This window comes from Streptosporangium saharense (genome assembly GCF_014203715.1).
GTDB classification, from domain to species: Bacteria; Actinomycetota; Actinomycetes; order Streptosporangiales; family Streptosporangiaceae; genus Streptosporangium; species Streptosporangium saharense.
The window spans coordinates 1,585,653-1,603,309 of record NZ_JACHJP010000001.1 but is presented as its reverse complement, the minus strand read 5'-3'; the positions used below and the strand labels follow the sequence as shown (position 1 = coordinate 1,603,309).

The following is a 17,657-nucleotide window of genomic DNA, read 5'->3' as shown; positions in this document are numbered from 1 at the left end:
GGAGGCAATCGTGCGCCACCTCCTCCTCGTCACTCTCGTCGTCGTCCTGGTGACGGGGTGTTCGGGAGCGGTCGCGCAGAACGCCGACCACTCCGGCGGCAGCGGCCCGTTCACCTTCGTCACGGGCCGTGACACCACCGGTTATCTGCAACCGCTGATCGACCGGTGGAACCAGACCCACCCGGCGGAGAAGGCGACCCTTCTGGAGCTGCCCGAGGCCGCCGACGAGCAACGCGCGCAGATGGTCGCCAACCTGCAGGCCAAGAGCGACCGCTACGACGTGCTCGGTCTGGACGTGGTCTGGACGGCGGAGTTCGCGGACGCCGGCTGGATCGTGCCGCTCGAACGCGGCACCTTCCCGCTGGACAGGTTCCTGCCATCTGTCACGGACACCGCCGTCTACCGGGGCAAGCTCTGGGCCGTGCCGTACACCAGCAACGCCGGGCTGCTCTACTACCGCAAGGACCTGCTGGCCAAGGAGGGCTTCAACCCGCCCACGACCTGGGCGGAGCTGCGCAAGCAGGCCCGCGTGCTGCACGACAGGTACGGCATCGGCGGCTACGCCGGGCAGTTCCTCGCCTACGAGGGACTGACCGTCAACTTCGCCGAGGCCGTGCAGTCGGCGGGTGGGCAGATCCTCAACCGCGACGGCACCCAGGTCACCATGGACACCGCCAAGGCCACGACCGGGCTCGACTTCCTGGTCAACGGTCTTCGTGAGGGCTGGATACCCCGCGAGTCCCTCTCCTACAAGGAGGAGGAGTCGCGGCTGGCCTTCCAGGAGGGGCGGCTGGCCTTCGCTCGTAACTGGCCCCACGCCTACGGCCCGGCGACGACCTCGCCGATCGGCCGCAAGTTCGGCGTGACCCGGCTGCCCGGCCTCGACGGGCCGGGCTCCAGCTCGCTCGGCGGGATCAACCTCGCCATCAGCGCCTACTCCAAGCGTCAGAAGTCCGCTCTGGAGTTCATCCGCTACTTCACCGGCCTGGAGAACGAACGCCGGGTGCTCGCCGACGGGTCCTTCCCGCCCGTGTGGGCCGAGCTGTACGACGACCCCGCCCTGATCAAGCGCTTTCCCTATCTCCCCGTGCTCAAGGACAGCCTGCTGTCCGCCAGGCCCCGGCCTGCGAGCGCCAACTACAACCAGCTGAGCCTGGTGATCGCCAGCGCGGTCTCCAACGCGCTCACCCCGCCCTTCGACGAGAACAGCGACGACGTCGTCACCTCGATGAAGGGCCAGCTCAACGAGATCGTCCGGGCTCGATGACGGGGGCGATCCCCCCGTTCCGCGAGCCGTCATCCCCGCTTCTCCCCTTCCCGGTCCTCACCGGACGCCGGTGGTCATCCCCACCGCCGGGCGCCCGCCGTACATCAGCACAGAAGAACCGGGGGACGAGAGTCCCCCACCCCCCGATTCGCCAGCACAGGAGGTTCGCCAGAATGCGCAAAACCATCGCCACGGTGACGTTGACGGGCCTGGCGCTCGCGCTCGCCGCGTGTGGCGGCCAGGACACGGCCTCGACCTCGACGCCCGGACCGGGCGACAGCGCCCCGGCCTCCGCCGCCGGAGCCAAGACGCTGGAGGGCGTGACCGTCGAGGTCGCCGCCAAGTGGACGGGCCAGGAGCAGGAGAACTTCCAGCAGGTGCTCAAGGCGTTCGAGGCCAAGACCGGCGCCAAGGTCACCTACGCCTCGACCGGTGAGGACACCGGCGCCTACCTCGGCCCGCGCATCCAGGGCGGCAGCCCGCCCGACATCGCGATCCTGCCCCAGCCCGGCCTGGTCCAGCAGTACGCCAAGGAGAAGGCCCTCAAGCCGCTCAGCGCCGAGGTGCAGAAGCAGATCGACGACAACTACACCCCGTACTGGAAGGAGCTCGGCTCGGCCGACGGCCAGGCCTACGGCGTGCTGGTCAAGGCGGCGCACAAGTCGCTCGTCTGGTACCGCGACCAGGCCTTCCAGGACGCGGGCGCGCAGCCCCCGGCCACCTGGGACGACCTCATCAAGACCGCCCAGACCGTCGCCGACTCCGGCACCGCCCCGTTCGCCCTGTGCGGCGCCTCCGGCTGGACGCTGACCGACCTGTTCGAGAACGTCTACCTCTCGACCGCGGGCCCGGAGAACTACACCAAGCTCTCCAAGCACGAGATCCCGTGGACCGACGCGTCCGTGACCACCGCGCTTGAGAAGATCACCCAGATCGTCGGCAAGAAGGAGTTCCTGCTTGGCGGCCCCTCCGGCGCCCTGCAGACCGACTTCCCGACCTGCGCCACCCAGGTGTACGGCCAGGACAAGGCGGCCATGGTCATCGAGGCCGACTTCGTGGCCACCTCCGCCGAGCAGTCGGGGGCCAAGCTGGGCGAGGAGGCCAAGTACTTCCCCTTCCCCAAGGCCGGTGACACCGAGCCGGTCGTGCTCGGCGGCGACATCGCCGTGGCGCTGAAGGACTCCAAGGGGGCCATGGCCCTGCTCGAGTTCCTCGCCTCGAAGGAGGGTGGCGAGATCTGGGCCAAGCTGCCCGGCTACCTGTCGCCCAACCGCAACGTCTCGCCGGACAACTACCCGGCCGAGCTGACCAAGAAGCTCGCGCAGACGATCATCTCCGCCGGTGATGCGGTCCGCTACGACATGTCCGACCTCGCGCCGAGCGCGTTCGGCGGCACCGAGGGCAAGGGCGAGTGGAAGCTCCTGCAGGACCTCGTCCGCAACCCCTCCGACATCAAGTCGATCCAGAACAAGCTTGAGGACGAGGCCAAGAAGGCCTGGAAGTAGGGACCGGCCGTGACCAACCGGTTGGACGGCCCGCAGGACGCGCGGGAGGGCGGAGACGCCGCCCGCGGGTCCTCCCCCGGGCCCGGCCCTGTGAGCTCACAGGGCCCAACGGACGAGCCCCCGCCGCCCGCCACCGAGCCGGAGACGGCCGGGGCGGCGACGGCGGAGGCCACGACGGCGGGAGCCGCGGCCCGGGGGTCTGCGGCTCCCGCTCCCCCCTCGGCACGTAGAGGAAGGCTTGGCCCCTCCCCGACGCTGGCGCTGGTGTTCATGCTGCCCGCCGCGATCGTCCTCGGCGCGCTGGTGATCTACCCGATCGTCTACTCGATCTTCCGTAGCCTCTTCGACGCCACCGGCGACACCTTCGTCGGCGCCGAGAACTACGCCACGATCTTCAGCGACTCCTCGACGCTGACCACGATCAGGAACAACCTGATCTGGGTCGTCTTCGCCCCGGCGACGGTCACCGTGATCGGCCTGATCTTCGCGGTGCTGACCGAGCGGATCCGCTGGGCGACCGCGTTCAAGCTGGTCGTCTTCATGCCGATGGCCGTCTCCCTGATGGCCTCCGGCGTCATCTTCAGGCTCGTCTACGAGCAGGACCCCGACCGGGGCGTGGCCAACGCCGTGATCACCTCGGTCCAGGGCCTGTTCGGGCCGTCCCACGGCTATCCCGACGCCAGGCCGAGGGAGAACGACGCGGCGCCGGTGGCCCTCAAGGAGGGCGCGGTCGTCACCAGGCAGGCCGTCAAGCCGGGCCAGGCCGTACAGGTGCCGCTGGTGGGCGTCAAGCCCGCGACGCTCGCCTCCGCCTCGGTCGCCAAGGCGGCGCAGCCGGTGCCCGGCGAGCTGACCGGCACCGTGTGGGTCGACTTCACCCAGGGTGGCGGCGGCACGCTCAACCAGGTGGACGGCACGGAGAAGGCGCTGGAGGGGGTGACGGTCGAGGCGGTGCGCGACGGCTCCGTCTCGGCGACCACGACCACGGAGGCCGACGGGACCTTCCGTTTCGCGGGCCTGCCCCAGGGCGACTATCTTCTGCGGCTGCCGCAGTCGAACTTCCAGGAGCCCTTCAACGGCATCCCCTGGCTCGGGCCCGCCCTGATCACCCCGGCCATCATCGGGGCGTTCATCTGGGTGTGGGCCGGGTTCGCCATGGTGCTGATCGCGGCCGGGCTCTCCGCCATCCCGCGTGACGCGCTCGAAGCCGCCCGCATCGACGGGGCGACCGAGTGGCAGGTGTTCCGCAGGATCACCGTCCCGCTGCTCTCCCCGGTGCTGCTCGTCGTCTTCGTCACCATGATCATCAACACGCTCAAGGTCTTCGACCTGGTCTTCGTGATCGCCCCGGGCTCCGTGCAGCCGCAGGCGAACGTGATCGCGCTGGAGATGTGGCGCGTCTCGTTCGGCGGCGGCGGCAACCAGGGGCTGGGCAGCGCGCTGGCCATCTTCCTGCTGGTCCTGGTCCTGCCGTTCATGATCATCAACATCCGGCGGTTCAGGAGGGACAACCAGTGACGACCCCCGCGCTGGGCGCGCCACGCCGCGGCCCCCTCGGGCGGGTCGCCGACCGGGTCGGCGGTGGCCTGCTCCAGGCCGTGATGGTGGTGATCGGCCTGTTCTGGCTGGTTCCCACGCTCGGCCTGTTCGTGGTCTCGATCAGGAACGAGACCGCCAACAACTCCACCGGCTGGTGGACGGCCCTGACCAGGCCCGCGGAGCTGACCCTCGGGAACTACGCGGACCTGCTGGCCACCGGCTTCACCTCCTCGTTCTGGAACACCGTCTTCATCACGGTCCCGACGACCGTCCTGGTGATCGGCATCGCGGCCATGGCGGCCTACGCCTTCGCCTGGATGGAGTTCCCCGGCAGGGACACCCTGTTCCTGGTGGTGGTCGGCCTGCTGGTGGTGCCGGTCCAGATCGCGCTGATCCCGATCGCCAAGCTGTACGGCACGCTCGGGATCTTCGGTTCCATCGCCGGGGTCGTGCTCTTCCACACGGCCTTCGGCCTGCCGTTCGCCATCTTCCTGCTGCGCAACTTCTTCGCGGGCATCCCGCGCTCGTTGCTTGAGGCGGCGCGGATGGACGGGGCGGGCGAGTGGAAGATCTTCTCGACGGTGGTGTTCCCGCTGGCCAAGCCCGCGGTGGCCTCGCTCGGGATCTTCCAGTTCCTCTGGGTGTGGAACGACCTGCTCGTGGCCCTGGTCTTCGCCGACACCGACAACCAGCCGATGACCAAGGCCCTCCAGTCCCAGATGCGGCAGTTCGGCACCAACATCGACATCCTCGCCCCCGGCGCGTTTTTGTCGCTAATAATCCCGTTAATCCTGTTCTTCGCGTTCCAGCGGTATTTCGTGCAGGGCATGATGGCGGGCTCCGTGAAATAACACAGGGGCAGATCCGGTACGGCTCGGGCGATTCGTCACGCGAGCCGTACCGGGTCTCAAAAGTCGGTAGGGTTTTCGCCATGGCCGCACGTCCTTTGAACGAAGTCGTGGAAGCCGGGTGGGCGCAGGCCCTGGAACCCGTCGCTGACAAGATCGCCGAGCTGGGTGACTTCCTCCGCCAGGAGGTCGCGGAAGGCAGGCAGTACCTCCCCGCGGGAGCCAACGTGCTCCGCGCCTTCCAGCAGCCGTTCGATCAGGTGAAGGTGCTGATCGTCGGCCAGGACCCCTACCCGACCCCGGGGCACCCCATCGGCCTGAGCTTCTCGGTCGCCGCCGACGTGCGCCCGATCCCGGGCAGCCTCCGCAACATCTACAAGGAGCTCACCGAGGACCTCGGCCTGCCGATGCCCAGCAACGGTGACCTGACCCCCTGGACCGAGCAGGGTGTCCTGCTGCTCAACAGGGTGCTCACCGTCATGCCGGGCAAGCCCGCCTCACACCGTGGCAAGGGCTGGGAAGAGGTCACCGAGCAGGCCATCAAGGCCCTCGTCGCCCGCGAGCAGCCGATGGTCTCGATCCTGTGGGGCCGCGACGCCCGCTCGCTGCGCCCGATGCTCGGCGGCACCCCGGCCATCGAGTCGGCGCACCCGAGCCCCCTTTCTGCCCGCAGCGGTTTCTTCGGCTCCCGGCCCTTCAGCCGCGCCAACGATCTGCTGCAGCAGCAGGGCGCCGCACCGGTCGAATGGAAGCTGCCGTAGTCTGATCGTCCCTCGTCGGGGCACTAGGATTCCACCATGAGTGATGAATCGGGCACCGAACGCTATCTGCGTCTGACGATCGAGCTGACCGTTGAGGTGCAGGACCTCGCCGGGCTCCGGGAAGCCGCGCTGAAGGAGATCAACCACCCTGACGCCGACCTGGACGACGACGAGCGCAGGGAACAGGCGGAGATGGTCTCCGCCGACGAGACGGGGGCCACGGCCCTGCAGTGGCTCATCGAGCCGGACCACGTTCTGGGCCTGATCGAGCACGTGCAGCAGGTCGAGCCGCGCGAGGCCGTCCTGGGGGTCGAGCCCTCGGACGGCCCCTCGGACGAAGAAGACGACCACGATCACGACCACCACGACCACGACCACAAGCACTGAGGTCAGTCGTCGACCTCGAAGCCGTCCCCGAAGGCCCAGAGCTGGCCCTCAAGATCGAAGGCCATGTAGACCCTGGTGCCCTCGGGGGTGGTCTCGGGCTCGACAACTATTTCGGCGCCCCGGGTTACGGCCTGCTCGTAGTGGGCCTCAAGATCCTCGACCACCACGAAGACCCCCTGGCTGACGGCGGGCAGGTCGAGGGCACTGCGCAGGTACGGCTCGCCGGGACGCTCCGAGGCGAGCACGATCACCGCGTCCCCCAGCGTGAGCTGGGCGTACCCGATGCCTCCGTGGGAGCCGGGCACCGTGACCGACGGCCGGAAACCGAAGACCTTGCCCAGCCACTCGATGGCGCCCGGGGCATCCTGGTACCGAAGAAACGGGACCACGCGGGGGTTCGACATGTTGCCCTCCACCGAGACGATGCGATGCCTTGCCTTCAGTCCAGAGCTTTTCACCGTTGGCTTGTTACGTCAGCATGTCCGGCAGACCTTCTGCACCGGCCATTCGGTCCAGCCGAAACCCCCACTTCTTCGTCAGCTCGCGAGGAGTTCCTCCCTGCGGGCGACGAGCTGGTCGCGCTGACGCCCAAGCTCGGCGTGCCGGGCGGCCAGGCTCGTGACCGTGTCCCGCACCCACTGGGCGATCTCGGTGACCGCCTCGCCCGTGCGGGCGATCCGCTGGTGCTTGATCGCGTCGACCACGATGTTGTCGAAGAACATGTCGGCGAACCACCGGGTGTCCACCTCCGGCATCTGGGGGTTGACCCGCACCCCGATGTCGGCCAGCTCCCTGGAGAGGACGTCGAGCGACCGCTGCGCGTGCCAGGCCGCCTCGTCGGCGTTGCGCAGGTGACCGTGCTCGACCATGTCGGCGAAGCCCCCGCCGCCGCTCAGCATGTCCCAGCGGGAGGCGCCCCGGGCACTGCCGAGGCTGTGCAGGACCTGGCCGACGGCCTGGGCTGCCTCGGTCCCCGCCTGATGGGCCTCCTCGTGCTCGCGCAGGTCGGCGGCGGTGTCGGCGAGCCGTTTGGCGATGTCGGTGAGCTCCCTGCCCCTCGGGTCCCCCGACTCGACCAGCATGCGCTCCTTGCGTTCCAGCAGCGCGGCGTACTCCTCACGCGCCGTGCCGACCTCGGCCAGGCCGCTCTCCACGGCCGCCATGTCCGTCTCCAGCCACCCCAGGCGGCTGCGCTGCCCGTCGAGGCGCTGCCGTACGGCCTGGGCCTCGGCTCGCTCCTTGGCGAGCCGCTCCTCCTTCGAACCGGCGAGACCGGCCAGGAACGCTGTGAAGCCCCCAGACTCCAGCCGGGAGACGTCCTTCTCCTCCTCGGCGAGCCGTTCCTCAAGTTCCACGAGCAGCTGCCCGACCTCGTCGAGTTGCAGGGCCAGTCCCTGCCGCTGGGTCGTCAGCCGCTCAAGACGACGCACCCGCTCGCGGGCCGCGCGCAGGTCGTCGTCGATGCCGTCGAAGATCATCACATCTGTGCGACGTATGGCGTGCGCGAATCGTTCCGCACCCGACATATCAACACTTGCGGTCAGGGCCGAAACACGGCCCGCGACCTCACTCCACGGGCACGAGCGGCGCCGAGTAGCCATCGACGCCGGACAACCGCCAGGGCCGATGAATTCTTCCATTTTGTACGGCCCGCAATTCGGGCACGTACCGGCGGACGTACTCCCCCCGAGGGTCGAACCGTTTCGCCTGCGCGAGCGGGTTGACCACCCGGTTCGGCCTGGTGTCGTTGCCCGTCCCCGCCACCCACTGCCAGTTGCCGTAGTTGTCGGCCACGTCTCCGTCGAGCAGCAGCGAGAAGAAGTGCTCCGCCCCCACCCGCCAGTCCACGCCCAGCCTCCTGACCAGGAACGACGCGGTGAGCAGCCGGGCGCGGTTGTGCATCCAGCCCTCGGCGAGCAGTTGCCGCATGCCCGCGTCCACGATCGGCACCCCGGTCCTGCCCTCCTTCCACGCCCGTACGGCCTGCTCGTCGTCACGCCAGCGCTGCCCGCGTGGCCGGTAGTCGTCCCGGGTGATGCCGGGGAAGGCCAGCGTGACCTGGTGGAAGAAGTCGCGCCAGCACAGTTGCCTGACGAACTCCTCGTTGTGGGCCAGGGACTCCAGCTCAAGCGGCGACAGGCAGCCGAAGCGCAGATAGGGCCCGAGCCGCGAGGTACGGTCACCCGCGAGGTCGTCGCGCCCCTCGGCGTAGTCGTCGCCGTACCGCCTCAGCCAGGCCGTCATCCGCTCCCGCCCGGCCCGTTCACCCCCTGGCAGAAGCCCTTTTTGGCTGGCGGGCAGGGACCCGGCGTCGAGCCCCTCGGGCAGGACGATCTTCCCGGGGGCGTCCAGCAGCCGCCTGCGCTCCCGTTCCGCCCAGACCCGCCAGTAGGGCGTGAAGACCCGGTAGTGGTCACCGCCACCGGAGGGCCGCAGGAGGCCGGGAGGCACGACCGTGACGCCGGGGAAGGTCAGGAAGGCCGTCCGCTCCCGCTCGCACTCCTCGGCCAGCCGCCGCTGCCTGCGCTGCGCGAAGGCGCTGACGTCCTCGCTGACGTGTACGGCCTGGGCCCCGACCTGACGGACGAGACGCATCGTCTCGGTGACCGTGTCGCCCTCGCGGACCACCAGGTCACCACCCCGCTCACGCAGGGACCGGCGCAGGTCGGCCAAACTCTCGGCCAGGAAGGCGGCCCTGCCGTACGGGCGGATGGCGGGGTCGAGCACGAACAGCGGCACGACCCGGCGCGCTCCGGCACAGGCCCCGGCCAGCGCCGGGTGGTCACGAACCCGCAGGTCACGGGTGAAAAGGACGACGACGGTCTCCATCACACGGGGATCTTCGTGCCCACGCTCCCCACGGTTGCATCCGGCCGGGACCGGGCCTCCGAAGGGACCGACAAGGGGACGAAACTGGCAGGCTGGGGACCGGCGCGGGAAGGGCCCGCGGATGGGGTGAGACGGTGACGGACGAGCAGGGACAGGCGACCGCCGAGGAGACGGGCCAGGAGCCGGGCTACGGCATCGGGGCCGTCGCCCGCAGGCTCGGCGTGCCCGCCCCGACCCTGCGCACCTGGAACCTGCGCTACGGCCTCGGCCCGAGCCGCCGCAGTCCCGGTGGGCACCGGCGCTACGACTCCACCGACCTGCGGCGTCTTGAGGAGATGAACCGGCTGCTCAGGCAGGGGGTCCCCGCCGCCGACGCCGCCAGGCAGGTCCTGCGCCTTCCTCACCGGGCACCCGCGCCACCCCCCGTCCCCGGCAAAACCGACAAAACGGACGAGGCCGCGATTCCCACCGTGGCCATGCTCGCGCGGGCCGCCACCGCGCTGGACAGCCAGGGCGTCTCCGACTGGATCGAGGCGGCGCTGACCAGGCACGGCGTCGAGTGGACCTGGCACACCCTGGTGCTGCCGGTCTTCGAGGCCATCTGCAGGCGGCAGGCGGAGACCGGCGCGGGCATCGAGGTCGAGCACCTGTTCTCCGAGCGGCTGCTCGGCGCGCTGATCCGGGTCGGCCGCCCCGCCTCCCGGCCGGTCAACGACCGTCCCGTGCTGCTGGCCTGCGCCGAGAACGAGCAGCACAGCATGCCGGTCCACGCGCTGGCCGCCGCGCTGGCCCTGGACAACGTCCAGACGCGCGTGCTAGGGGCGCGGACGCCGTACTCGGCGCTCGGTGACGCGATGCGCCGTCTCGGCCCTTCTGTCGTCTTCGTCTGGTCCCAGATCCCCGAGACCGGCGACCCCGCGCCGCTCGCCTCGCTGCCCCCGCTGCGCCCGCCGAGCCGCCTCATCGTGGGCGGTGAGGGCTGGTGGGAGGGCCTGCCGCCCCCGGTCTCGCGGGTCTCCTCCTTCGCCGAGGCTCTCGACCGCGTCCACGCCGCCCTGCGCTGACCTGCGTGAACAACTTGCCTTCGTTCACGCCGGAGAGGTATGAATAAGTTTTGAGTAGCTTTTTTCGGCAAGGGGAGCACCATGACAGACACCCTGAACGTCCGGCTCGCCGAGGGTGACGACGCCGCCCTGGCCGAGTGCTTCCACACGCACGGCTCACTCGTGCGCTCCTACCTGCGCCGCTTCGTCGCCTTCCAGGACGTGGAGGATCTCCAGCAGGTCGTGTTCACCGAGGTCTGGCGCTCGCGGCACCGCTTCGACCCGGACCGCAGCCTTCCCGCCTGGCTGCTCGGCATCGCCCACAACCGGGCGGTCGACCACCTGCGGGTCCGCACGCTGCGGACGGTCCCGCTCGACGCGGTCGCCGATCCCCCCGGGCAGGACGGCAGGACCCAGGGGGCGGGGCTGGCCGAGCGTGACCAGGTGATGCGGGCGCTGGCCGAGCTGCCCGCCCCGCAGCGCCAGGCCATCGAGCTTGCCTACTACGGCGAGCTGACCCAGCGGGAGATCGCCGAACGGCTGAGCGTGCCGCTCGGCACGGTCAAGGCCCGTATGGCACGCGGCCTGCGGCGCCTGTCGGCCCTGCTCACCCCGGTGGCGGCATGAACGGCCAGGCCGAGGCGGAGGTCAGGCCGAGGGTCGCCGTCTCCAGCTGCCTGATGGGCGAGCCGGTGCGCTTCAACGGCGGCCACAGCCGCGACAGGTTCCTCAGCGGCGAACTGGACCCCTACGTGGACTGGGTCCATGTCTGCCCGGAGATGGAAATCGGCCTCGGCACCCCGCGCGAGACCCTACGTCTGGAACGCAGCCTCGAACGCTCCCCCGAAGGCCCGCGCCTGGTCACCCGCAAGACCGGCGACGACCTGACCGACAAGATGACCGATCTTGCCGTACGGCGGGCACGCGCGCTCGACGTGGACGGCTACGTGTTCAAGGCGAAGAGCCCGAGCTGCGGGCTGCACGGCATCCCCGTCTACGCGGGCCAGGCCGCCGTGGACCGCAGGGGCATGGGCGTCTTCGCGGCCGGGATTCTCGCCGCGCACCCGCTGCTGCCGGTCGAGGACGAGGGACGGCTGAACGACGCGCTCCTGCGGGAGACCTTCGTCGAGCGGATCTTCGCCCACGCCAGGCTGCGTGCGCTGTTCGCGAGCGACTGGCGCCCCCGTGACCTGGTCGCCTTCCACTCCCGGCACAAGATGCAACTGCTGGCCCACGACCCCACCGTCTACCGGGAGGCGGGCCGGGTGGTCGCGGGCGCGGGCACGCGGCCCCGTGAGGAGCTGGCCGCCGACTACACCCGCGTGTTCGGTACGGCCCTGGCCAGGAAGGCCGCCGTGGGACGCAACGTCAACGTCCTGCAACACTGCCTGGGCATGGTGGGCGACACCCTCGACGCCGTAAGGCGAGCCGACCTCGCGGAGGTCATCGCCGCCTACCAGGCGGGCCAGGTGGCGCTCAGCGTCCCCACCACCCTCCTCAGACACCACGCCCGAGGCCAGGGCGCCACCTACGTCCAGGACCAGACCTTCTTTTCCCCCTATCCGCAGGAACTCCGCCTGCGCAACCACGTCCCGGCCTGACGTCAGCCGGGGTTGAGGATCGCGTTGATGTCGCTCTGGCGGTAGCGGCGTTGGCCGCTGGGGGTCTTCAGCGAGGGGATCTTCCCGGTGAGGGACCAGCGGTTGACCGTTTTGGGGTCCACGCCGAAGATGTGGGCGACCTCGCCGGGGGTGAGAAGGCGGTCGGTGGTCTCCGGGCCGGTGGTGAAGGTGCCGTCCGGGGTTACGGCCATGAGGGGGTTCTCCTTCAGTAGCGGAGCATGTGCAGGATCTGGTCGTGCTTGGCCAGCACCCTGGCCAGCCGGTGCAGGGTCGTACGGCCCAGCGCGTCGCGGGCTCCGGCCCTGCGCTGGTCGGGGCGGAGCGGCTCGTAGCGGACGGCCCACCATCGGGGCAGGCCGGGCAGGTCGCGCTGTTCGTAGCGCCAGCCGGGATGGGTGCTGATGAGCACGTTGATCATGCGTTGCTCGTAGTCGGTCATGACCGTCCCCAGTTCCGGAGGTGAAGGGCGGGTGCCCGGCCCCGAGCCGGGGAGCATGCGGCCGGGCACCCTGGAGGAGGACCGGCCCCGTGTCACGGGGCCGGTGCGCCAGGCGGCTCCCCCTTCCCCAGCACACCGAACGCCTCGGTGCGGGAGCCACCTTGCGAGGGTGTGCGGCCCAGACCCCTCCCGCCTGGACCGCACGTTCATGGGGTACGGCGCGCGGCGGGTGGGATGAGGTCCCGCCGCTCGCCGTACCGGATCAGGAGCGCAGCAGCCTGCACATGTGGGACCTTCGGCCCCGGAGAGCGTGGAGGGCACGGGTGGCGGCGACGGCCCGGATGCTCGGCGGCACCCTCGGGGAGACGTGGGCCGCCAGCTTGCGGTCCAGTTCCTCGGCCGACTCGGCGCGCACCAGCGACACGTCCCTGGGGTCCGGCCTGTGGCGGTAGGCGCTCCACAGTCCGGTTCGCGCGTTGTGGAACACCAGCCAGCCGGGGTGGGCTCGCTGCACGGCCTCCGACGGCATCATGCCGCCCTCCCATCCCGTTCCCTAGGGCCCTTGGGGAAGGACCGGCCCCTCCTGCCGCGCCGGACCGGCGAGGACGCCACGAACCGGAGCGTCTCCGCCTCCTGCATCCGCTCCTCCAGTCCCTCGGAGGTGGCGTCCTCGACGATCACCGGCTGGGGGCTGTCCCAGGTGGCCATGGCGTAGAAGGATCGCTTGCTCAGGCTGTAGAGAACCGCCCAGTTCGCCCATACCTGGTTGAGCCGCTCGGCCTCGGCGCGGGCCGGGCCGTCCCAGAGCCGTCGATAGACCAGGCTGTACGGCTGGCCGTCACGATGCCGTCCCGTCACGAGGGCACCTCCGTGACGACGTCGTGGACGATCTGCTCCTGCCTGGCCACGGCCGCCTGGAGCTCCTCGAAGGTGTCGGCGTCCACGGTCGGTTCGGCTCCGGCCCGCAACGCCCCCCTGGGGAAGGCCCGGTTGCGGACGGCCCAGAAACGGCCCGTGTCACTGATGATCAGCCGCCAGCCCGGGATCATCTGGACACCGGAAGCGGGGGTGTCATGCATGATCTGGACCTCCTCGGTCCGGTCAAGGACCTGTCCGGGCAGGCCCGTTCTGTGAGGGAAGCGGTCGGTACGGCCCAGCCGTACCGACCGGATGGCCTGGTTGAGGCCGGTCCTGCCGCAAATGGCGGGAAACCCTGAAACAGTGGGCAAAAAGGACTTTGGTCGGTTGTTTCTCGAATGATAAGCAGCATCGTCTATCGCCGAAACGCCCATATTCCCCACCACACCAACGTCCGTTGCGCCCTCTCGCCGGGCGACTTCCGCAACCCCACAGGAAGTTGTGAAGTTGGCGGTAGCCGTCCGGGGGAAAAGTCCTCCCCGACCCCGCTGAGCTGCGATGCGCGCTCTTCCGCACCGGTCCGGTCGTGAGTGTTCCTTCATGTTCACCATCCCCCCATCCAGGCTCAGAAGGCCGCTTCGGCTCGTCACCGACGATCCCAGACACAGGGGCCACAGCGCAGCCTGTAATGGCGCACGATCGGCACACACTTTCTGTGAAGTACTGGTGCCCCGGCCCACGAGGATGTAAAGGAATACCCATGGACGTCTCCCAGGAATACGACTCCTCGAAGTCGCCGCGAACCTACTTCGCCCAAGAACTCCGCAGAATTCGCACGGGCAAAGGAATCACCCAATTGCGACTTGCCGACATAATCGGGTGGTCGGAGAGTCAGATCAGCATGGTCGAGCAGGGGCACAGGAAGCCCACGAGAGCGTTCACCGTGTCCGTGGACGCGGCCATGCGCCTCGGAGGGCGGCTCATCGAGCTGTACGACATGCTCGACAGCCTGGCCTCCCAGTCACCCGAGTGGTTCCGGCCCTGGATCGAGGTCGAGCGCGAGGCACACACGCTGCGTTTCTGGGCGCCGCTGATCGTTCCTGGCATGCTCCAGGTGGAGGGCTACGCGCGGGCGCTGCTGAGCGGCGAGCCGGGGGTCTCGGAGGACGGGGTGGAGGAGCTGGTGAAGGCCCGTCTCGACCGGCAGAACATCCTCGCCCGTCCCGACCCGCCGCGTCTGTGGGTGGTGCTGGACGAGACCGTGCTGGCCCGCCCCGTGGGCAGCCCCGAGATCATGGCGGCCCAGATCGCCCACCTGCTGGAGGCCGGAAAGGAGAAGCACATCTCCATCCAGATCCTCCCGCACAGCGCCTACAACACCGTAGGGCTGGCGGGCAGTTTCGTGGTCGCCGAGCTCTCCGGTGCGGCCGCGGACATGGTCTACGTGGAATCACAGGGCACCGAAGGGAGAGTGACCGATCGAGTAAAGGAGGTCGAGCGTCTACGATTCAAGCACGACGCGATCAGAGCCGACGCTCTGTCGCGGCGCGAGTCGTTGAACGCGATCAAGGAGATGATGCGGCGATGGACGGCCTGAACAGGGAATTCGCCTCCGCGACCTGGCGCAAGTCCTCCCTTTCCAGCGGCGACGGCGGCGAGTGCGTCGAAGTAGCCCGTCTTAACGGAGGGCATGTCGGCGTCCGCGACAGCAAGAACGTCACCGGCCCGGCACTGGCCTTCACCGCCACCGGCTGGGAATCTTTCGTAAAGGGCGTGAAGAACGGCACGTTCGACACCCTCTGATTCACACCCGTCGCCCGCTGGAGAGGACACACCAATGAACACCTGGCGCAAATCCACCCTCTCCAGCGGCGACGGCGGCAACTGCGTCGAAGTCGCCAACCTCGGCCCCCTAACCACCATCCGCGACAGCAAAAACCCCACCGGCCCAACCCTGACCTTCACCGCCACCGAATGGACCTCCTTCATCGAAGGCGTGAAGAACGGCACGTTCGACACCGTGTAACTCACACCGACACTTGTTGGAGACACACGTGGTTTGGCGTAAATCCACCCTCTCTACCGGCGACGGCGGCAACTGCGTCGAAGTCGCCAACCTCGGCGACTTGGTCGCCATCCGCGACAGCAAAAACATCACCGGCCCGGCCCTGACCTTCACCAACGCCCAGTGGCGGTCATTCATCGGTTTCCTGAAGACCGACACCTGACCCCCGCTCAGATCCGGGTTGCGCGTTCGATCACCACCGCCACCCCGCCGAGCAGATGGTCCAAGCCCGCGTGGAAGTCTCCTGATTGTGCCCCGAACTGGATCACCTGGCGGGTTCGATCTCGATGGCCGGCACGCCGAAGGCCTCTTTCTCCGGGCCGTAGATGTGGCGGAGGTCGGTGAGCTGCCGGTCTCGGGGGCTTGTCGGGTTCACCCGGTCGGGGCCTTCGGCATCAAGCAGATCCTCGAACGAGGCGTAGTGGGTGACACGCCTGACCCTGGTGAGGGCTTCGTCATGATCGCACACGAACCGGATGTGGTCGCCGGGGGCGAGGTCGTGAAGCTTGGGGCACCGCACCCGCACCTCGATCTTCTTGGTGCCGTTCGCGACCAGGTCGAAGTAACGGCGATAGAGGTTCATCTCACGGACGCGCATGATCCTGATCCTCTCGTGACGGGCCGCCTCACCGGAGAAAGCGGACCTCCGGATAGCGGGAGGAGGGGCTGCGGAGGAGGGGGGTGTCCCGGTGGCGGAGGTGGAGGTCGAAGAAGGCTCTTAGGTAGGCGCGTTGGGCCTGGATGGCGCGGTGGGGGGCGAGGGGGCCGATCGCCTGGGTCACCTGGTCGGGCGTCAGGCCGAGGACGGGCGCGGCCTGGGGCAGCAGGGTTTCCAGGTCGGTGAAGGAGGTGTGGGTGGAGCCGGTGAGGGCCAGTTCACGTTTCCAGCCGCGCTGACTCTCCCAGAACCGGTCCCAGCTCGGGTCCTCCGGCCCCGGGCCGGGGTCGCTGCCGAAGAGCAGGAAGGGGCGGTCGGTGCCCGCGGTGAGAGGCGCCAGAAGGCTGCCGTCCAGGTTGACGCCCGCCCGTAGGCGCCGGTCGGCGCGGAGGGCCGCGGCGGCGGTGGCGCCGCCGAGGGAGTGGCCGAACATACCGGCACGGGACAGGTCGAACGCCCCGGCGAGGGCTCCCCGCCCGGCGTTGAGCGCGGTGAGACGGTCCAGCACGAACCGGGTGTCCGCGGTGCGCACCGCGAGCGCCTTGGCGATCAGGGCGTCGTCGATGGCACCGGTGATGGCGAAGGTCTCCACCCGGCCACCGGGAAACTCGACCTGGTCGGCGTCGTAGGTGTGGTCGATGGCCACGACCAGGTAGCCGTGGCTGACCAGTTCCTCGATCAGGACGGTGCCGAGGCTGCGGTCGCTGCGCAGGCCGGGCGAGTACAGGACGACCGGCCTCCCGCGTCGCCCTGGGTCCACCGGTGCGGCCAGGTGGGCGTGCGTGGTCGGCAGCGTCAGCACGCCGGGCGGGATGCGCTGTTCCCGCTCGAAGACGGCGACGCCACCGGGTGACATCCACGGCACGGGCGGGTGGCCGTGGGTCGCCCGTGCTGGATACCAGATCTGGATCATGAGTTCACGGGCCGGGCGGGAGGCCTTCCACGGATCGACGCGTGTCCGGTCGATCAGGTGCGACGAGACCGTGCCCAGGGGACGCGGACCGGTCGGCGCGGGCAGGGTGAGCCGGAACGGAGCCGGTGTACGGACCTGGGCGAACGCCCCGGTGACCATGGGGAGGGAGGCGAGGGCGGCGCCGAGCAGCGCTCGGCGGGTCAGGAGAAGCATGGCTGGAATATAAGGTTTCCCTTCCATCAAGTCAATGACGCTTGACCATATGGAAGGTTGACCTTACATTCGTCGCATGACGAAGCAGGCACAGCAGGACCAGGTGACACGTGCGGCCCGCCGCGCCGTGCTCATCGACGGCATCCCCGTGGCGACGCTGGGGGTGGTCGCCCTGGCCCTGGGCAGCAGCCCCGACCAGACCACCGCCCAGAAGACCTGGTGGATCGCGGTCACCACCGTGTTCACCCTCTCGGTGGCCTGGGTGCTGCTGCGGGCCTTCCGGCGCGCGGACGAGTATCTGCGCAGAATCCAGCTTGAGAGCATGGCCGTCGCGTTCGCCGCGGTCCTCGTGGGGCTGCAGATCGCCACCCTGCTCGACGCCGCGGGGGTCGTCCGGCTCCAGCAGCTCGCGCAGCTCATCCTGCTCGGCGGGGTGGCGGTCTGGCTGCTGCTCGCGGACCTGCGCACCCGCCTGAACCGGTGACGGCGCCGTGAAGAACCGACTCCGCGAACTGCGCGCGGCCCGCCGCTGGAGCCAGGCCGACCTGGCCGACCGGTGCCAGGTCTCCCGGCAGGCCATCAACGCCATCGAGACCGAGCGCTACGACCCCAGCCTTCCCCTGGCGTTCACCCTCGCCGACGTCTTCGGCCTGACCATCGAGGAGATCTTCCACCCCGACCGGGCCGAGACACCCGACGACCCGGCCTGA

At 69.4% G+C, this 17,657-nt stretch carries 25 protein-coding genes; 15 read left to right on the top strand and 10 right to left on the bottom strand.

All coding sequences use genetic code 11. From position 1 onward, the window contains the following. The first annotated feature begins 10 nt into the window (after positions 1 to 10). The 6 genes from FHS44_RS07715 to FHS44_RS07690 all read left to right on the top strand — a co-directional run bounded on the left by FHS44_RS07715 (position 11) and on the right by FHS44_RS07690 (position 6,307). Entirely contained in the window at positions 11 to 1,267 is a 1,257-nt protein-coding gene (locus FHS44_RS07715; RefSeq protein WP_184713144.1) for an ABC transporter substrate-binding protein, read from the top strand. A 173-nt stretch (positions 1,268 to 1,440) separates the two neighbouring features. Next, on the top strand, positions 1,441 to 2,772 hold the full coding sequence (locus tag FHS44_RS07710; protein WP_184713143.1) for an ABC transporter substrate-binding protein: 1,332 nt from the start codon (positions 1,441 to 1,443) through the stop codon (positions 2,770 to 2,772). A 9-nt stretch (positions 2,773 to 2,781) separates the two neighbouring features. Further along, positions 2,782 to 4,290 (top strand): ABC transporter permease, encoded by a 1,509-nt coding sequence (locus FHS44_RS07705; RefSeq protein WP_184713142.1) that lies wholly within the window; start codon positions 2,782 to 2,784, stop codon positions 4,288 to 4,290. Further along, positions 4,287 to 5,162 (top strand): carbohydrate ABC transporter permease, encoded by an 876-nt coding sequence (locus tag FHS44_RS07700; protein WP_184713141.1) that lies wholly within the window; start codon positions 4,287 to 4,289, stop codon positions 5,160 to 5,162. The genes FHS44_RS07705 and FHS44_RS07700 overlap by 4 nt, the downstream gene beginning before the upstream one ends. Positions 5,163 to 5,242: 80 nt before the next feature. Then, a complete protein-coding gene (locus FHS44_RS07695; RefSeq protein ID WP_184713140.1) occupies positions 5,243 to 5,920 on the top strand; it encodes a uracil-DNA glycosylase in 678 nt (225 codons plus the stop codon). A 36-nt stretch (positions 5,921 to 5,956) separates the two neighbouring features. Next, entirely contained in the window at positions 5,957 to 6,307 is a 351-nt protein-coding gene (locus FHS44_RS07690; protein ID WP_184713139.1) for a hypothetical protein, read from the top strand. A gap of 2 nt (positions 6,308 to 6,309) precedes the next feature. On the opposite strand, the gene FHS44_RS07685 is transcribed toward FHS44_RS07690, so the two are convergent. From FHS44_RS07685 to FHS44_RS07675, 3 genes are all read right to left on the bottom strand, one after another. Beyond that, the gene (locus tag FHS44_RS07685) at positions 6,310 to 6,711 is read right to left on the bottom strand and encodes a VOC family protein (RefSeq protein WP_184713138.1); all 402 of its coding nucleotides are present in this window, start codon (positions 6,709 to 6,711) and stop codon (positions 6,310 to 6,312) included. Positions 6,712 to 6,843: 132 nt separating this feature from the next. Beyond that, on the bottom strand, positions 6,844 to 7,788 hold the full coding sequence (locus FHS44_RS07680) for a hypothetical protein (RefSeq protein WP_184713137.1): 945 nt from the start codon (positions 7,786 to 7,788) through the stop codon (positions 6,844 to 6,846). A gap of 85 nt (positions 7,789 to 7,873) precedes the next feature. Beyond that, a complete protein-coding gene (locus FHS44_RS07675) occupies positions 7,874 to 9,136 on the bottom strand; it encodes a cryptochrome/photolyase family protein (protein ID WP_184713483.1) in 1,263 nt (420 codons plus the stop codon). Between the two features lie 134 nt (positions 9,137 to 9,270). Here FHS44_RS07675 and FHS44_RS07670 point away from each other — a divergent pair, with 134 nt between their 5' ends. From FHS44_RS07670 to FHS44_RS07660, 3 genes are all read left to right on the top strand, one after another. Then, on the top strand, positions 9,271 to 10,200 hold the full coding sequence (locus tag FHS44_RS07670; RefSeq protein ID WP_184713136.1) for a MerR family transcriptional regulator: 930 nt from the start codon (positions 9,271 to 9,273) through the stop codon (positions 10,198 to 10,200). Positions 10,201 to 10,281: 81 nt separating this feature from the next. Then, complete coding sequence (locus FHS44_RS07665; RefSeq protein ID WP_184713135.1) at positions 10,282 to 10,806, top strand: RNA polymerase sigma factor; 525 nt, start codon at positions 10,282 to 10,284, stop codon at positions 10,804 to 10,806. Next, positions 10,803 to 11,780 (top strand): YbgA family protein, encoded by a 978-nt coding sequence (locus FHS44_RS07660; protein WP_184713134.1) that lies wholly within the window; start codon positions 10,803 to 10,805, stop codon positions 11,778 to 11,780. The genes FHS44_RS07665 and FHS44_RS07660 overlap by 4 nt, the downstream gene beginning before the upstream one ends. 2 nt (positions 11,781 to 11,782) lie before the next feature. On the opposite strand, the gene FHS44_RS07655 is transcribed toward FHS44_RS07660, so the two are convergent. The 5 genes from FHS44_RS07655 to FHS44_RS07635 form a co-directional block, all read right to left on the bottom strand. Further along, entirely contained in the window at positions 11,783 to 11,992 is a 210-nt protein-coding gene (locus FHS44_RS07655; RefSeq protein WP_184713133.1) for a helix-turn-helix domain-containing protein, read from the bottom strand. Between the two features lie 14 nt (positions 11,993 to 12,006). Then, positions 12,007 to 12,240 carry a hypothetical protein gene (locus FHS44_RS07650; protein ID WP_184713132.1) on the bottom strand — a complete coding sequence of 78 codons (234 nt, stop codon included), beginning with the start codon at positions 12,238 to 12,240 and terminating at the stop codon, positions 12,007 to 12,009. Positions 12,241 to 12,502: 262 nt separating this feature from the next. Further along, positions 12,503 to 12,772 (bottom strand): hypothetical protein, encoded by a 270-nt coding sequence (locus FHS44_RS07645; protein WP_184713131.1) that lies wholly within the window; start codon positions 12,770 to 12,772, stop codon positions 12,503 to 12,505. After that, on the bottom strand, positions 12,769 to 13,098 hold the full coding sequence (locus tag FHS44_RS07640) for a hypothetical protein (RefSeq protein WP_184713130.1): 330 nt from the start codon (positions 13,096 to 13,098) through the stop codon (positions 12,769 to 12,771). The genes FHS44_RS07645 and FHS44_RS07640 overlap by 4 nt, the downstream gene beginning before the upstream one ends. Beyond that, positions 13,095 to 13,319, bottom strand: coding sequence for a hypothetical protein (locus FHS44_RS07635; RefSeq protein WP_246435112.1), 225 nt, complete (start codon positions 13,317 to 13,319; stop codon positions 13,095 to 13,097). The genes FHS44_RS07640 and FHS44_RS07635 overlap by 4 nt, the downstream gene beginning before the upstream one ends. 467 nt (positions 13,320 to 13,786) lie before the next feature. Here FHS44_RS07635 and FHS44_RS07630 point away from each other — a divergent pair, with 467 nt between their 5' ends. Genes FHS44_RS07630 through FHS44_RS07615 form a run of 4 tightly spaced genes read left to right on the top strand, consistent with a single transcriptional unit; the run spans position 13,787 to position 15,326 of the window. Further along, positions 13,787 to 14,695: a helix-turn-helix domain-containing protein gene (locus FHS44_RS07630; RefSeq protein WP_312863558.1), complete on the top strand. Its 909-nt coding sequence runs from the start codon at positions 13,787 to 13,789 to the stop codon at positions 14,693 to 14,695. Then, positions 14,683 to 14,901 carry a DUF397 domain-containing protein gene (locus FHS44_RS07625; protein WP_184713128.1) on the top strand — a complete coding sequence of 73 codons (219 nt, stop codon included), beginning with the start codon at positions 14,683 to 14,685 and terminating at the stop codon, positions 14,899 to 14,901. The genes FHS44_RS07630 and FHS44_RS07625 overlap by 13 nt, the downstream gene beginning before the upstream one ends. A gap of 34 nt (positions 14,902 to 14,935) precedes the next feature. Then, on the top strand, positions 14,936 to 15,124 hold the full coding sequence (locus FHS44_RS07620; RefSeq protein WP_184713127.1) for a DUF397 domain-containing protein: 189 nt from the start codon (positions 14,936 to 14,938) through the stop codon (positions 15,122 to 15,124). A 28-nt stretch (positions 15,125 to 15,152) separates the two neighbouring features. Then, entirely contained in the window at positions 15,153 to 15,326 is a 174-nt protein-coding gene (locus FHS44_RS07615; protein WP_312863557.1) for a DUF397 domain-containing protein, read from the top strand. 102 nt (positions 15,327 to 15,428) lie between these two features. Here FHS44_RS07615 and FHS44_RS07610 read toward each other — a convergent pair whose 3' ends face one another. Further along, positions 15,429 to 15,761 (bottom strand): ASCH domain-containing protein, encoded by a 333-nt coding sequence (locus tag FHS44_RS07610; protein ID WP_184713125.1) that lies wholly within the window; start codon positions 15,759 to 15,761, stop codon positions 15,429 to 15,431. Positions 15,762 to 15,789: 28 nt separating this feature from the next. Then, positions 15,790 to 16,947, bottom strand: a complete 1,158-nt coding sequence (locus tag FHS44_RS41670) for an alpha/beta hydrolase family protein (protein WP_221460372.1) — start codon at positions 16,945 to 16,947, stop codon at positions 15,790 to 15,792. Between the two features lie 76 nt (positions 16,948 to 17,023). Between FHS44_RS41670 and FHS44_RS07600 the strand changes: the two genes are divergently transcribed. Both FHS44_RS07600 and FHS44_RS07595 read left to right on the top strand, forming a co-directional pair. Beyond that, positions 17,024 to 17,431 carry a hypothetical protein gene (locus tag FHS44_RS07600; protein ID WP_184713124.1) on the top strand — a complete coding sequence of 136 codons (408 nt, stop codon included), beginning with the start codon at positions 17,024 to 17,026 and terminating at the stop codon, positions 17,429 to 17,431. Positions 17,432 to 17,438: 7 nt separating this feature from the next. Continuing rightward, positions 17,439 to 17,657, top strand: coding sequence for a helix-turn-helix transcriptional regulator (locus FHS44_RS07595; RefSeq protein ID WP_184713123.1), 219 nt, complete (start codon positions 17,439 to 17,441; stop codon positions 17,655 to 17,657).

What these genes read in the sequence shown, in the direction of transcription:
- FHS44_RS07710 (WP_184713143.1), top strand. Translation starts at nt 1,441, where the DNA reads ATGCGCAAAACCATCGCCACGGTGACGTTGACGGGCCTGGCGCTCGCG.
- FHS44_RS07695 (WP_184713140.1), top strand. Translation starts at nt 5,243, where the DNA reads ATGGCCGCACGTCCTTTGAACGAAGTCGTGGAAGCCGGGTGGGCGCAG.
- FHS44_RS07690 (WP_184713139.1), top strand. Translation starts at nt 5,957, where the DNA reads ATGAGTGATGAATCGGGCACCGAACGCTATCTGCGTCTGACGATCGAG.
- FHS44_RS07685 (WP_184713138.1), bottom strand. Translation starts at nt 6,711, where the DNA reads ATGTCGAACCCCCGCGTGGTCCCGTTTCTTCGGTACCAGGATGCCCCG.
- FHS44_RS07675 (WP_184713483.1), bottom strand. Translation starts at nt 9,136, where the DNA reads ATGGAGACCGTCGTCGTCCTTTTCACCCGTGACCTGCGGGTTCGTGAC.
- FHS44_RS07665 (WP_184713135.1), top strand. Translation starts at nt 10,282, where the DNA reads ATGACAGACACCCTGAACGTCCGGCTCGCCGAGGGTGACGACGCCGCC.
- FHS44_RS07660 (WP_184713134.1), top strand. Translation starts at nt 10,803, where the DNA reads ATGAACGGCCAGGCCGAGGCGGAGGTCAGGCCGAGGGTCGCCGTCTCC.
- FHS44_RS07655 (WP_184713133.1), bottom strand. Translation starts at nt 11,992, where the DNA reads ATGGCCGTAACCCCGGACGGCACCTTCACCACCGGCCCGGAGACCACC.
- FHS44_RS07650 (WP_184713132.1), bottom strand. Translation starts at nt 12,240, where the DNA reads ATGACCGACTACGAGCAACGCATGATCAACGTGCTCATCAGCACCCAT.
- FHS44_RS07645 (WP_184713131.1), bottom strand. Translation starts at nt 12,772, where the DNA reads ATGATGCCGTCGGAGGCCGTGCAGCGAGCCCACCCCGGCTGGCTGGTG.
- FHS44_RS07635 (WP_246435112.1), bottom strand. Translation starts at nt 13,319, where the DNA reads ATGCATGACACCCCCGCTTCCGGTGTCCAGATGATCCCGGGCTGGCGG.
- FHS44_RS07630 (WP_312863558.1), top strand. Translation starts at nt 13,787, where the DNA reads ATGGCGCACGATCGGCACACACTTTCTGTGAAGTACTGGTGCCCCGGC.
- FHS44_RS07625 (WP_184713128.1), top strand. Translation starts at nt 14,683, where the DNA reads ATGGACGGCCTGAACAGGGAATTCGCCTCCGCGACCTGGCGCAAGTCC.
- FHS44_RS07620 (WP_184713127.1), top strand. Translation starts at nt 14,936, where the DNA reads ATGAACACCTGGCGCAAATCCACCCTCTCCAGCGGCGACGGCGGCAAC.
- FHS44_RS07610 (WP_184713125.1), bottom strand. Translation starts at nt 15,761, where the DNA reads ATGCGCGTCCGTGAGATGAACCTCTATCGCCGTTACTTCGACCTGGTC.
- FHS44_RS41670 (WP_221460372.1), bottom strand. Translation starts at nt 16,947, where the DNA reads ATGCTTCTCCTGACCCGCCGAGCGCTGCTCGGCGCCGCCCTCGCCTCC.
- FHS44_RS07600 (WP_184713124.1), top strand. Translation starts at nt 17,024, where the DNA reads ATGACGAAGCAGGCACAGCAGGACCAGGTGACACGTGCGGCCCGCCGC.